Origin of the sequence: Streptococcus sanguinis (genome assembly GCF_020729765.1) — a bacterium.
Taxonomy (GTDB): Bacteria; Bacillota; Bacilli; order Lactobacillales; family Streptococcaceae; genus Streptococcus; species Streptococcus sanguinis_Q.
The window spans coordinates 1-13,239 of sequence record NZ_JAJEPD010000088.1 but is presented as its reverse complement, the minus strand read 5'-3'; the positions used below and the strand labels follow the sequence as shown (position 1 = coordinate 13,239).

At 45.9% G+C, this 13,239-nt stretch carries 12 protein-coding genes and 1 pseudogene; 12 read left to right on the top strand and 1 reads right to left on the bottom strand.

From position 1 onward, the window contains the following. Positions 1-93 precede the first annotated feature (93 nt). The 5 genes and pseudogenes from purF to purH all read left to right on the top strand — a co-directional run bounded on the left by purF (position 94) and on the right by purH (position 5,220). Positions 94-1,533, top strand: a complete 1,440-nt coding sequence (purF, locus tag K4H96_RS11495) for an amidophosphoribosyltransferase (protein WP_223337859.1) — start codon at positions 94-96, stop codon at positions 1,531-1,533. Positions 1,534-1,592: 59 nt separating this feature from the next. Then, the gene (purM, locus tag K4H96_RS11490) at positions 1,593-2,615 is read left to right on the top strand and encodes a phosphoribosylformylglycinamidine cyclo-ligase (RefSeq protein ID WP_002907655.1); all 1,023 of its coding nucleotides are present in this window, start codon (positions 1,593-1,595) and stop codon (positions 2,613-2,615) included. Beyond that, on the top strand, positions 2,612-3,163 hold the full coding sequence (gene purN, locus K4H96_RS11485; RefSeq protein ID WP_223337858.1) for a phosphoribosylglycinamide formyltransferase: 552 nt from the start codon (positions 2,612-2,614) through the stop codon (positions 3,161-3,163). Before purM ends, purN begins: the two co-directional genes overlap by 4 nt. A 44-nt stretch (positions 3,164-3,207) precedes the next feature. Next, a pseudogene (locus K4H96_RS11480) lies at positions 3,208-3,671 on the top strand (GNAT family N-acetyltransferase). Between the two features lies 1 nt (position 3,672). Further along, positions 3,673-5,220, top strand: coding sequence for a bifunctional phosphoribosylaminoimidazolecarboxamide formyltransferase/IMP cyclohydrolase (purH, locus tag K4H96_RS11475; RefSeq protein WP_223337857.1), 1,548 nt, complete (start codon positions 3,673-3,675; stop codon positions 5,218-5,220). A gap of 136 nt (positions 5,221-5,356) precedes the next feature. Here the strand turns inward: purH and K4H96_RS11470 are convergent, their stop codons facing one another. Continuing rightward, entirely contained in the window at positions 5,357-7,312 is a 1,956-nt protein-coding gene (locus K4H96_RS11470) for a GBS Bsp-like repeat-containing protein (protein ID WP_227956539.1), read from the bottom strand. Between the two features lie 321 nt (positions 7,313-7,633). Here K4H96_RS11470 and purD point away from each other — a divergent pair, with 321 nt between their 5' ends. The 7 genes from purD to K4H96_RS11435 all read left to right on the top strand — a co-directional run bounded on the left by purD (position 7,634) and on the right by K4H96_RS11435 (position 13,106). Next, positions 7,634-8,902 (top strand): phosphoribosylamine--glycine ligase, encoded by a 1,269-nt coding sequence (purD, locus tag K4H96_RS11465; protein ID WP_223337855.1) that lies wholly within the window; start codon positions 7,634-7,636, stop codon positions 8,900-8,902. A 194-nt stretch (positions 8,903-9,096) separates the two neighbouring features. Then, complete coding sequence (gene purE, locus K4H96_RS11460) at positions 9,097-9,585, top strand: 5-(carboxyamino)imidazole ribonucleotide mutase (protein ID WP_111675115.1); 489 nt, start codon at positions 9,097-9,099, stop codon at positions 9,583-9,585. Continuing rightward, positions 9,572-10,663, top strand: a complete 1,092-nt coding sequence (gene purK, locus K4H96_RS11455) for a 5-(carboxyamino)imidazole ribonucleotide synthase (RefSeq protein ID WP_111675116.1) — start codon at positions 9,572-9,574, stop codon at positions 10,661-10,663. Before purE ends, purK begins: the two co-directional genes overlap by 14 nt. Positions 10,664-10,690: 27 nt before the next feature. Beyond that, complete coding sequence (locus tag K4H96_RS11450) at positions 10,691-11,326, top strand: YdcF family protein (protein ID WP_101772131.1); 636 nt, start codon at positions 10,691-10,693, stop codon at positions 11,324-11,326. 74 nt (positions 11,327-11,400) lie between these two features. Then, complete coding sequence (locus K4H96_RS11445; RefSeq protein WP_002916790.1) at positions 11,401-11,568, top strand: hypothetical protein; 168 nt, start codon at positions 11,401-11,403, stop codon at positions 11,566-11,568. Positions 11,569-11,571: 3 nt separating this feature from the next. Further along, positions 11,572-12,264, top strand: coding sequence for an aspartate/glutamate racemase family protein (locus K4H96_RS11440; RefSeq protein WP_223337854.1), 693 nt, complete (start codon positions 11,572-11,574; stop codon positions 12,262-12,264). A gap of 191 nt (positions 12,265-12,455) precedes the next feature. Beyond that, on the top strand, positions 12,456-13,106 hold the full coding sequence (locus K4H96_RS11435) for a hypothetical protein (protein ID WP_227956538.1): 651 nt from the start codon (positions 12,456-12,458) through the stop codon (positions 13,104-13,106). Positions 13,107-13,239: the final 133 nt, after the last annotated feature.

Genomic DNA, 13,239 nt, shown 5'->3' with positions numbered 1-13,239 from the left:
GGCTTGCAAGAGCAAGCAATCAAAAAGGAGTCTGCTTGGCCTGAAAGGCCAGGTTTTCTCCCTTTTACAAGACAAAAGAATTTAGGTAAAACAATGACATACGAAGTAAAGTCACTGAATGAAGAGTGCGGTATTTTTGGAATCTGGGGCCATTCACAGGCGGCTCAGGTCACCTATTTCGGACTCCATAGTCTGCAGCACCGCGGTCAGGAAGGAGCTGGCATCCTGTCAAACGACCACGGGAAGCTCAAACGCCACCGCGATTTGGGATTGGTTGCAGAGGTCTTTAAAAACCCAGCAGATTTGGACAATCTGACAGGAGAAGCAGCCATCGGCCATGTCCGCTATGCAACGTCTGGCGGGGCCTCTATCAACAATGTCCAGCCTTTCTTCTTCAGTTTCTATGATATGCAGATGGGCTTGGCGCATAATGGCAATCTGACAAATGCCCATTCACTGAGACGGGAGTTGGAAAAGAAGGGCTCCATTTTTGCTAGCTCGTCTGATACGGAAATTCTCATGCACTTGATTCGCCATAGTAAGCAGGAAAATTTCTTAGACAAGCTCAAGGAGTCCTTGAGACGAGTTCAGGGGGGCTTTGCCTATCTCATCATGAGAGAGGACAAGCTCTACGCTGCGCTGGATCCTAATGGTTTTCGTCCTCTGTCCATCGGTCGCATGAAAAATGGGGCCTGGGTCGTTTCCAGTGAAACCTGTGCTTTTGAAGTGGTGGGTGCCGAATGGGTGCGTGACCTTGAGCCAGGGGAAATCGTGATTATCGATGATGAAGGCGTGACCTACGATAGCTATACGACAGATACCCAGCTGGCTATTTGCTCAATGGAATATGTCTATTTTGCTCGGCCAGACAGCGTTATTCACGGGGTCAATGTCCATGCAGCCCGCAAGCGGATGGGCCGCAGATTGGCTCAGGAATTTCAACATGAGGCAGATATCGTTGTCGGTGTGCCTAATTCTTCCTTGTCAGCAGCCTCTGGCTTTTCCGAAGAGTCTGGCCTGCCAAATGAAATGGGCCTGATTAAAAATCAATACATCCAACGGACCTTCATCCAGCCGACGCAGGAGTTGCGAGAGCAAGGAGTTCGTATGAAATTATCTGCTGTTTCCAGTATTGTCAAGGGCAAGCGCGTGGTCATGGTGGATGACTCTATCGTACGGGGAACAACCAGCCGACGCATCGTCCAGCTCCTACGAGATGCAGGTGCAGCTGAAGTCCATGTGGCTATCGGCAGTCCAGAACTTAAATATCCATGTTTCTATGGCATTGATATTCAGAATCGGCGCGAGCTCATCTCGGCCAATCATACGGTTGATGAGGTTTGTGAGATTATCGGAGCTGACAGCCTGACCTACCTATCGCTGGAAGGTCTCATTGAATCAGTTGGTATTGAGACGGACGCTCCGAATGGCGGCCTCTGTGTGGCTTACTTTGACGGTCAATACCCAACTCCGCTCTATGATTATGAAGAGCGCTATCTGGAAAGCCTGAAGGAAAAGACAAGTTTTTATTAAAACAAGGTCAAGGGTCGTTGTCGCAATCTTTTTCAAAAATAAGAGTAAGGAAGAAAATTATGACAAATAAAAATGCATACGCTCAATCCGGTGTGGATGTTGAAGCAGGTTATGAAGTTGTTGAGCGAATTAAAAAACATGTGGCGCGTACAGAGCGAGCTGGTGTCATGGGAGCACTGGGTGGCTTTGGCGGCATGTTCGACCTGTCTCAGACTGGGGTCAAGGAGCCAGTGTTGATTTCTGGTACGGATGGGGTCGGAACCAAGCTCATGTTGGCCATTCAGTATGACAAACACGATACCATTGGGCAGGACTGTGTAGCTATGTGTGTCAATGACATCATCGCTGCAGGTGCGGAGCCCCTTTATTTCCTGGACTATATTGCCACTGGGAAAAATGAGCCAGCAAAGCTAGAGCAAGTTGTTGCCGGTGTGGCTGAAGGCTGTGTTCAGTCTGGAGCTGCCTTGATTGGCGGGGAAACCGCTGAAATGCCTGGCATGTACGGTGAAGATGATTATGATTTGGCTGGCTTTGCAGTTGGGGTTGCTGAGAAGTCGGAGATTATTGACGGTTCTAAAGTTGCAGAGGGCGATGTCCTTCTGGGGCTGGCTTCTAGCGGTATCCATTCAAACGGTTATTCCCTTGTCCGCCGTGTTTTTGCGGACTATACGGGTGAGGAAGAACTGCCAGAATTGGAAGGTAAGAAACTCAAGGAAGTCCTGCTTGAGCCGACTCGTATCTATGTCAAGGCTTTGCTGCCGCTGATTAAGGAAAAGCTGGTTCATGGGATTGCCCATATTACTGGTGGCGGTTTTATCGAAAATGTGCCCCGCATGTTTGCTGATGACTTGGCTGCTGAGATTGAAGAAGACAAGATTCCAGTCTTGCCGATTTTTAAGGCCCTAGAAAAATATGGTCACATCAAGCACCAAGAAATGTTTGAAATCTTCAATATGGGACTAGGGATGATTTTGGCCGTAGCTCCTGAAAATGTGGATCGTGTCAAAGAACTTCTTGACGAGCCTGTTTATGAAGTTGGCCGGATTGTCAAAAAAGAAAGTGAAAGTGTCCTTATCAAATGAAAAAAATTGCCGTTTTTGCTTCGGGCAATGGATCAAATTTCCAAGTAATCGCTGAGCAGTTTCCTGTTGAATTTGTCTTTTCAGACCATCGCGATGCCTATGTGCTCGAGCGGGCGGATAAGCTAGGTGTCAAAAGCTATGCCTTTGAGCTTAGAGAGTTTGACAGTAAGGCGGCTTACGAGCAAGCCATTGTGGACCTGCTAGAAGCGCAGCAGATTGACTTGGTTTGCCTAGCAGGCTATATGAAAATCGTTGGGCCTACCTTGCTTAGTGCTTATGAAGGACGTATCATCAATATCCATCCAGCCTACCTACCCGAGTTTCCAGGAGCTCACGGTATCGAGGATGCTTGGCAGGTTGGCGTTTCTGAGAGCGGAGTGACCATTCACTGGGTGGACTCGGGCGTTGACACAGGCAAAATTATCCAGCAAGTGCGAGTGCCGCGACTAGCTGATGATACGATTGAAAGCTTTGAAGAACGCATCCATGCCGCCGAGTATCAGCTCTATTCACAAGTGCTGGAGAGTTTAGGGGTGGGGAGAAAGTAAGAAGTAAATCAAGTTTTGATTGTGCAATATTGCTAGGAGAAAAAATGATTGAGCTGAAATTAGTAGATGAGAGCAGTTTTCAGGCAGTGCTGGATTTAAAAATATCAGAAGCTGATGAACGAGCACGTTTCGTAGCTCCAAATGTGCGCTCTTTAGCTGACGCATGGCTCTACCGGAAAAATGAAGATGTGTTTCCGATGGCAATCTATTGGGATGAGCAAGTGGTTGGCTTTCTCCTGCTGGAAATAGACAAGGATGAAGCGGAATACTTTATCTGGCGGATAATGATTGGTCAGCAGTACCAAGGAAGAGGTTATGGTCGAAAAGCCTTGGAAGTTCTGATCAAAAAAGCTCAGATGGATAAAGCTTGCAGTCATATTATTGCAGATTATGTGGTTGGAAATGAAAAATGAAGCACCTGCTGACTAGTCTGGGTTTTCAGGAAACAGGATTTATAGAAGAGAATAACGAAGTCGCTATGCGCTTGGACCTAAAGAAAGAGGAATAGAATGACGAAAAAAGCCTTGATCAGTGTCTCAGACAAGACAGGCATTGTAGAATTTGCGAAAGAGCTGAAAGCTCTGGGCTGGGATATCATCTCAACTGGCGGTACCAAGGTGGCCCTAGACAATGAAGGAGTGGGCACCATTGCTATTGATGATGTGACTGGTTTTCCAGAGATGATGGATGGCCGTGTCAAGACCCTCCACCCAAACATTCACGGCGGCCTCTTGGCTCGTCGGGACTTGGATAGCCACCTGCAAGCAGCCAAGGAGAATCAGATTGAGCTCATTGACCTTGTGGTGGTGAATCTCTATCCTTTTAAAGAAACCATTCTCAAGCCAGGTGTAGAGTATGCGGATGCGGTGGAAAATATTGACATCGGTGGCCCCTCTATGCTGCGCTCTGCGGCTAAAAATCATGCCAGCGTGACGGTTGTTGTAGATCCGGCTGATTATGCCCTTGTTCTGGAAGAGTTGGCAGCAAATGGCCAAACGACCTATGAAACGCGGCAGCGTTTGGCAGCCAAGGTTTTCCGTCACACAGCAGCTTACGATGCTTTAATTGCAGACTATTTCACGGATCAGGTGGGCGAAAGCAAGCCTGAAAAGCTGACCCTGACCTATGAACTCAAGCAGCCCATGCGCTACGGGGAAAATCCCCAGCAGGATGCTGATTTCTATCAGACGGCTTTGCCACTGGACTATTCCATTGCTTCCGCTAAGCAGCTGAATGGGAAAGAGTTGTCTTTCAATAACATCCGTGATGCCGATGCGGCCATTCGCATCATTCGTGATTTCAAAGATCGCCCAACTGTTGTGGCGCTAAAACATATGAATCCTTGCGGTATTGGCCAGGCGGACGATATCGAGACAGCTTGGGACTATGCTTATGAGTCTGATCCAGTATCTATTTTTGGTGGGATTGTCGTTCTCAACCGTGAGGTGGATGCTGCGACAGCTGAGAAGATGCACGGTATTTTCCTGGAAATCATCATCGCACCGAGCTACACGGCAGAAGCGCTAGCAATTTTGACCAATAAAAAGAAAAATCTGCGGATTTTGGAGTTGGCTTTTGATGCGCAGGCAGCCTCTGGAGCAGAGAAGGAAGTGACCGGTGTCCTGGGTGGTCTCCTCGTGCAAAACCAAGATGTTATCGAGGAAAATCCAGCTGATTGGCAGGTCGTGACCAAGCGCCAGCCGAACGAGCAGGAGCGTGTGGCTTTGGAATTTGCCTGGAAGTCCGTCAAATATGTCAAATCCAACGGTATCATCATCACCAATGATTGTCAGGTGCTGGGAGTCGGTCCCGGTCAAACTAACCGCGTGGCTTCTGTCAAGATTGCTATTGAGCAAGCCAAAGATCGCCTTGACGGTGCCGCTCTGGCTTCTGATGCTTTCTTCCCCTTTGCGGACAATATTGAAGAAATCGCAGCCGCTGGTATCAAAGCTATCATCCAACCGGGTGGATCTGTCCGTGATGAGGAATCTATCGAAGCGGCTGACAAGCATGGCTTGACTATGGTCTTTACAGGTGTGAGACATTTTAGACATTAAGAAATAGAAAAAATCCTCGGCTCGACCCGAGGATTTTTTAGTAGACTTATACTCAATGAAAATCATGAATAAACTAAGCAGTAGCAGTCTGCTCAAAGCACTGGTTTGAAGTGATTTTGAGGAATGCGAAAGCGACTTATTTAGGGTAGATATAGGTCAGACGGCCCCAGTAGGAAGCAGTTGGGTCAAACCAGCCACGGAAGTTGCTGATGTACTGCTTGCCGAGGTAGTTAGACTCTTGGATCTGGATGCGGGTATTGGATTCGACATGAGTCACAACACCGACGTGGCCGTAGCCGCCGTCATCCCAGCAGGCGATGGCGCCAACCTCAGGCCTACTGCCGGTACGGAATCCAGCTCTTCTGGCGCTAGCCGCCCATTGACCTCCGTTGCCCCAGTAATTTCCTGCCCAAGGAGCTAGAGCCTTGGCTCCCCAAGTACATTGACCGACAGGATAAGTTGTCGCATTAGCAGCGGCATAGTTAGGCTGAATATTAGCTGATTGAACGCTTGATTTCTCAACCTGATAGCTAGTTCCAGTCAGACCAGTCAGTTGTCCCGCTTTTCTACGATAGACATGGGTGTTAAATAGACCGCTCCCCTTGTGATTCTGAGTATCTACGGTAAACTTGTATGTTCCATTGCCGACCTTATTTGCAGTATACCATTTGATATCATCTTGCCCATTGACTTCTGACCAAGTTGGCAGAATAATATCGCCATCTCCGTAGGCGTCTGTCACTGTCACCTCATAGCGATTAGCCTCAGTTTTCTTGACTGCAACCTTGGCTTGGATTTGGTCAGTAGACATTGAGACAGAATCTGCTGCGTAACTACGCTCACTGCCGTCCTTATAGGTGACATACACATGGTTGTTATAGGTTCCAGACAAAGCCTGATGATTACGGATATCAAAGGTTGCGCTGAAGGTCCCGTCTCCGTTAGGAGTGGCTGTATACCATTTAAGATTGCTCTGATTGCTAGTGCTCCAAATTGGCACCCGAACAGATTGAATCGGTTTGGATAAGCTAGTTTCGGTAGTTTTCACGGTGTAGGTCCCTTGTTTGGGGTTGATATTTTCCACCGTAAAAAGAGGTTTCTGTTCCTCGTCCGAAGGTAATTTTCCGCTGTCAACTTGAACTGTCGTTCCTGCTATACCAGTTGATTCCGGTTGAACATAGCTTTGGCCGTAAAGGTGGATATTGTAAGTCCCAGTGTCGTAGTTATGCTTTCTGAGTTCCACCCGAGCGCTGTAGCTACCATCCGGATTTTTGCTTGCTTCGTACCATTGTAGATCATCTTGCCCTTTCTTATCAGACCAAGTAGGAAGAACTACTTTATACATAGTGTCTGGCACATTTTTTATAGTAATTTCCATGATACCAGTTTGAGGGAAGCTGGTCTCAACAGTAGGATTAGGTTTTTCTAAATTGAAAGTGGTTCCGTTTAAGCCAATCATCTTACCATCTTTATTTTCATAAGTATGAATGTGATAAGTTCCATAGCCTTTGTGATTTGAAAGTTCAAATTCAGTAATATCTTGTCCTGGATTGTACCATTTGATATCATCTTGTCCATTTTCATCAGACCAAACAGCATGTAAAATATTGGAATTTATTTGGTCTTTGTTGCGATTAAAGTGAATTTGAGCGGTTTTCCCTAGGATATTAGAGGTGACATTAACGGCTGGTTTATCGAGAGTAAAGGTTGTTCCATTCAAACCAATTAATTTTCCATAGAGATCAATATAGGTATGAACATGAAAGGTTCCGTAACCTGGATGGCTACTCAGGTTAATGTCAGTGTTAGTAGTAGTTGTTGATGGCGCTTCATACCATTTGATATCATCCTGTCCGTTCTCGTCAGACCAAACAGCGTGGAGAATACGATGAGGTTCTTGAGCTTGGGAACGGGTATAACTAATAGAGGCTGTACGATCGTTCACAGTCACATCGACATTGCTGGCACGATCAGTAGGGCCTAGAATTTTGACTTCAGATTCAGGCGATTCGACCGCATGAACTGTTGAGTGGCTCGCAAAGAGACCTAGGACAGCTCCGGATAATAAAAACAGTTTTTGATATTTCTTCATAAAACTCCTTTGTGAGAATGGTTTTGGATGGGCCCACCTGTATTATTCGGAAAACTTATTTGAAAATGATAGTAAATTTGAAAAGCCCTGAATATTTTCTGTCTAAAATAGGCATAATCCACTCAAAAAGGAGAAGGCTGAAGACAACAATAATTACGGCGATTATATAGAAGAGATATTCTTTTTCTCATTAGAATGGAATAAAACGAACGATTATGTTATAATTTAGATAAATAATTCGTAAAAATTTGTTGGTTTTTACGTGATGTGTTAGCTTGGTGCGTAAGCGCCTGCGATATTGGATATTGAGGTATCTTAGCTATGAAGCTTTTGGTTGTTGGTTCAGGCGGTCGTGAGCATGCGATTGCTAAGAAGTTATTGGAGTCTCAGGGTGTGGAGCAGGTGTTTGTCGCTCCTGGAAATGATGGCATGACCTTGGATGGGTTGGATTTGGTTAACATTGGAATTTCCGAACATTCCAGACTGATCGAATTTGCCAAGGAGAATGATATTGCTTGGTCCTTTATCGGTCCGGATGATGCCCTGGCAGCTGGAATTGTGGATGATTTTAACCAAGCTGGACTCAAGGCTTTCGGTCCATCTCGTTTAGCAGCGGAGCTGGAGTGGTCCAAGGATTTTGCCAAGGAAATCATGGTTAAATATGGTGTTCCGACAGCAGCCTATGGCACATTTTCCGATTTTGAGGAAGCCAAGGCCTATATCGAAAAGCAAGGGGCACCTATCGTGGTCAAGGCGGACGGCCTAGCTCTGGGCAAGGGCGTGGTCGTCGCAGAGACAGTAGAGCAGGCAGTCGAAGCAGCTCACGATATGCTCTTGGACAATAAGTTCGGCGACAGTGGTGCGCGTGTGGTTATCGAAGAGTTCCTGGACGGCGAGGAGTTCTCCCTCTTTGCCTTTGTCAATGGCGACAGGTTCTACATTATGCCGACAGCACAAGACCACAAACGGGCCTACGATGGGGACAAGGGTCCTAACACAGGCGGTATGGGAGCCTATGCGCCAGTTCCTCACCTGCCAAAAAGTGTGGTGGTTCAGTCGGTTGAGACGATTATCAAGCCGGTTCTCAAAGGCATGATAGCTGAGGGGCGTCCTTATCTTGGTGTGCTCTATGCTGGGCTGATTCTGACAGCCGATGGCCCCAAGGTTATCGAGTTCAACTCGCGCTTTGGCGATCCGGAGACCCAGATTATCCTGCCTCGTCTGACGTCTGACTTCGCGCAGAATATCACGGACATTTTGGACAAGAAGGAGCCGACTATCACTTGGCTGGATGAGGGGGTGACACTTGGCGTGGTTGTCGCCTCAGAGGGCTACCCGCTGGACTATGAGAAAGGCCTGCCTCTGCCGGAGAAGACAGACGGCGACATTATCACCTACTATGCTGGGGCTAAGTTTACGGGAAATAGCAGAGCACTGCTGTCGAATGGCGGTCGAGTATATATGCTGGTTACCACAGCAGATACCGTCTCAGCTGCGCAGGAAAAAATCTACGACCAACTAGAAAAACAAGACACAACAGGTCTCTTTTACCGAACAGACATTGGGAGCAAGGCGGTTAAAAATTACTGATATTTAATTTGAAAATGGCGAGCGAAAGCGAGCCAAAGTAAGATAATGGTCGCCGTGGTGAAAAGACCAGAACAGTGTATGTTCTGGTCTAGGGAAAATTTGAGACTTCGGGCTCAAATTTTAGGAATGAAACCGAAGGTTTGCTTCCGACCCACCACCTAAGACCATTATCAAAAAGAAAAAGGATATTAACAATGAAACCAATTATTTCCATCATCATGGGCTCCAAATCCGACTGGGCCACCATGCAAAAAACCGCTGAAGTCTTAGACCGCTTCGGCGTAGCCTACGAAAAGAAAGTCGTTTCTGCCCACCGTACACCCGACCTCATGTTTCAGCATGCCGAAGAAGCTCGCAGTCGCGGCATCAAGGTCATCATCGCAGGTGCAGGCGGTGCCGCCCATTTGCCAGGTATGGTAGCGGCTAAAACCACTCTGCCTGTCATCGGTGTACCAGTCAAATCACGCGCGCTCAGCGGTCTGGACTCTCTTTATTCGATTGTGCAGATGCCAGGTGGTGTGCCTGTGGCAACTATGGCTATTGGGGAAGCGGGAGCGACAAACGCTGCCCTGACTGCCCTTCGGATCTTGGCCATTGAAGACCAAGACCTAGCAGCAGCGCTAGCAGATTTTGCTGAAGAACAAGGAAAAATCGCTGAGGAGTCTACGAATGAGCTCATCTAAAACAATCGGAATCATCGGTGGCGGTCAGCTGGGTCAGATGATGGCCATTTCTGCTATCTACATGGGGCACAAGGTTATCACGCTGGATCCTGCGGCGGATTGCCCGGCCTCTCGCGTGGCAGAGATTATCGTGGCGCCTTATAATGACGTGGACGCCCTTCGTCAGCTGGCTGAACGTTGCGACGTCCTGACCTATGAGTTTGAGAATGTCGATGCAGACGGTTTGGATGCTGTCATCAAGGAGGGACAACTCCCTCAAGGGACAGACCTGCTCCGCATTTCTCAAAATCGGATTTCTGAGAAGGACTTTCTCGCAAACAAGGCCCAAGTCACCGTGGCACCCTACAAAGTCGTGACTTCTAGCCAAGACTTGGCAAATATTGACCTGTCCAAAAACTATGTTCTCAAGACTGCGACAGGTGGCTATGACGGACATGGACAAAAGGTTATTCGCTCGGTAGAAGACTTGGAAGAAGCCTACGTTTTAGCGAATTCAGCAGCCTGCGTTTTGGAAGAATTTGTCAATTTTGATCTTGAAATTTCTGTCATTGTATCCGGAAATGGCAAGGATGTGACAGTTTTCCCAGTTCAGGAAAACATCCACCGCAACAATATCCTGTCTAAGACCATTGTGCCAGCTCGCATTTCAGCAAATCTGGCTGACAAGGCCAAAGCTATGGCGGTGCGAATCGCAGAACAGCTCAACCTGTCTGGAACGCTTTGCGTGGAAATGTTTGCGACTGCTGATGACATCATTGTCAATGAGATTGCTCCACGGCCGCACAACTCTGGGCACTACTCTATCGAAGCCTGCGACTTCTCGCAGTTTGACACCCATATTCTCGGTGTTCTCGGAGCACCATTGCCAGCTATCCACCTGCATGCGCCAGCCGTCATGCTCAACGTGCTCGGCCAGCATGTTGAGGCCGCTGAAAAATATGTCACAGAAAATCCAAGCGCCCACCTCCACCTGTATGGTAAAATAGAAGCGAAACACAACCGCAAAATGGGACATGTGACTTTGTTTAGTAGTGAACCAGACGAGGTTGAAGAGTTTGGGAAAGGGATTGATTTTTAAGAAAATTCTGCGGAGAAAATGTTATAGATGAAACCAATTATCCCGAAAAGTCCAGAAGTTCCGAAAGAGTTCTCTGATAAAGAAATTTCCTTTTTGACTAAGAGTGTTTTTGGGGAAATAATCGAACCTCAGCCGTGTGACGTTTTATTTGTTTTCAGTGGGACTCACCCAGGCCACTGGGAAAAAGCTATTGAGGCTTATCAAAAAGGCTATGTAAGACGAATCATTGTGACTGGCGGCCGAAGTTTGACGGGAACGCCTCATCCGGATTGGAATGGATATACAGAGGCAGAGGTTATTATTCAGCATCTGCTGGCTGCGGGCATTCCTGAAGAAGCGATTAAATCTGAAAACTCATCTAGCAATACTTTAGAAAACGTACTGTTTGCCAAAGAAATTTTTGATTTTAACACTGTTGAGACCGTTATGTTCATTTGCAAAAGCCACGCGACTGGTAGGCAATGGCGGACTTTGGCTCAGCACTTACCGAAGCATCTTCGCTATATCCCTTATACCTTCAATGCCTTTTACAAGGATGTTGAGATTGGTCGGGATAGCTGGATGAATACAGAAATTGGCAAGTCCAGAGTTTGGGGAGAATATCTGCGGCTTCTTCATTATGGAGAAAAGGGAGATATTTTAAAGTTAGATGTTGAATTGTGATATAGGAGGTTTCTATGATTCAAATCATCGTTAATGCTTTTTTGGAAGAAGGCAAATAAACTGCCGTTGTAGAAGTGCTTTTTGCCAGCGCTGACCATGAAAAAGTAAAAGCCAAATATCAGGAATTAAAGATTCAATATCCAGACAATTATCTGGCTATCTATGATTTGCCATTGGATACAGATCTGAGTAGCTTGCCGCACTATCCGTCGGTGGCGATAAGCAAGGAGGAGTTTGATTAGCCTATGAAAACTATCGGTCTGATTGGTGGTATGAGTTGGGAAAGCACCACATCTTACTACCAAATCATCAACGAAACCATCAAAAAAGAGCTTGGTGGCCTGCATTCTGCTAAGATTCTACTTTATAGTGTTGATTTTGCAGAGATTGAGCATTATCAGGCAGTCGGAGACTGGGAGAAAAGCGGTCAACTTTTGGCAGATATTGCTCATCGCTTGGAGCAAGCTGGTGCGGATTTCATCGTTATTTGTACCAACACTATGCACAAGGTTGCTCCGCAGATACAAGAAAAGATTACGATTCCAATCTTGCATATTGCACAGGCAACCGCGCAGGCCTTGTTGGCTGACGATATTCAAAAAGTCGGTCTCCTAGGGACCAAGTACACCATGACTCAAGATTTTTACAAGGAAAAATTAATAGAATCTGGGTTAGAAGTGCTGATTCCAGACCAAGTTGGTATTACAGAGGTCAATCGAATCATTTATGACGAGCTCTGTCTAGGAGATATCAAAGAAAGCTCAAAGCAGGCTTATCTTGCTGTTATAGATGATTTGAAAAAAGCTGGCGCAGAAGCTGTTATCTTGGGTTGTACCGAGATTGGTCTCCTCGTCAAGCAATTAGATACTGACCTGCCTCTCTACGACACAACGGTGATTCATGCGGAGAAAGCAGCGGAGTGGGCGGTAAATAAATGATTATAGAAGACAAGTGCAACTGCAAGCTAGGCATGTGACAGTCTTTAGTGATGAAGCTGATGAGGTTGAGGAGTTTGGGAAAGGGATTGATTGGTAAATGAAGAGAGTATCCAGATATCTAATTATTTCTCAAGAAAACAAATTAAAGAAGAATTTAGACTTTAATATAAAACAATTCTAGGGAGGAGTTTATGCAGAATAACAACCCTAAAATACAATTTACGCCAAAACAATGGGTAAGTTTTGGTTTGTTTTTTTTGATAATGTTACTGAATTACTATTATCCAAATCAACAATTATTAATTTTTTTATTCTCTATATATTATTTCTCCATGTTAGCACTTTGGCGGAAGGAAATTATAAAGAAGTGGACAGATACAAGAAAAAGTAGAGAAAAGGTCCGAGAGCGTGTCTATTTTTATGTAACAGACTTAGGCCATGAAACCGACATTGTCAAAAGACGAAAAATTGACGAAGTGTCTCTGATAACAGCGTATGGAATATTTTTTGCAGTAGTTCTAAGTTTTTATTTATTTAATCAAGTTGGAATAGATTTACGTAAAATAAAAATTTTCGGTAGTGATTTGAATGTAGCTCATGTAGCCATTTTATTAGTACTTATAGCTATTATATTAAAATTGAGATATCACTGGACTCCCACATATTATTTTATAATTCCTATTACTTCTTTAAGTCTATTATCGGTTAAAATTGAAGATGTGGGTACTACTGAGTCAATTGTTAAGTATTTTTGCTTTGTGATAATAATGTATCTGATTTTCACTTTGTTGCTGCCGGCATCCTCAAGGAGAAAGAAGAGCAGAACGACCCCGACTGCATGACCGTCGCAGGGCGATCGCTTGTGCCAATGCTCGTGACAGCACGCAGGATGCTGGACGATTGGTGGGCTACGCTGCACTAACCTACCTGCGCAGCCCGTAGGGTGGGTTAGCGTAGCGTAACCCACCACTTAGA

Coding starts and splice junctions, on each gene's coding strand:
- K4H96_RS11470 (WP_227956539.1), bottom strand. CDS start 7,312: ATGAAGAAATATCAAAAACTGTTTTTATTATCCGGAGCTGTCCTAGGT.
- purN (WP_223337858.1), top strand. CDS start 2,612: ATGAAAAAAATTGCCGTTTTTGCTTCGGGCAATGGATCAAATTTCCAA.
- purK (WP_111675116.1), top strand. CDS start 9,572: ATGAGCTCATCTAAAACAATCGGAATCATCGGTGGCGGTCAGCTGGGT.
- purF (WP_223337859.1), top strand. CDS start 94: ATGACATACGAAGTAAAGTCACTGAATGAAGAGTGCGGTATTTTTGGA.
- purD (WP_223337855.1), top strand. CDS start 7,634: ATGAAGCTTTTGGTTGTTGGTTCAGGCGGTCGTGAGCATGCGATTGCT.
- K4H96_RS11450 (WP_101772131.1), top strand. CDS start 10,691: ATGAAACCAATTATCCCGAAAAGTCCAGAAGTTCCGAAAGAGTTCTCT.
- purH (WP_223337857.1), top strand. CDS start 3,673: ATGACGAAAAAAGCCTTGATCAGTGTCTCAGACAAGACAGGCATTGTA.
- K4H96_RS11435 (WP_227956538.1), top strand. CDS start 12,456: ATGCAGAATAACAACCCTAAAATACAATTTACGCCAAAACAATGGGTA.
- purE (WP_111675115.1), top strand. CDS start 9,097: ATGAAACCAATTATTTCCATCATCATGGGCTCCAAATCCGACTGGGCC.
- purM (WP_002907655.1), top strand. CDS start 1,593: ATGACAAATAAAAATGCATACGCTCAATCCGGTGTGGATGTTGAAGCA.
- K4H96_RS11440 (WP_223337854.1), top strand. CDS start 11,572: ATGAAAACTATCGGTCTGATTGGTGGTATGAGTTGGGAAAGCACCACA.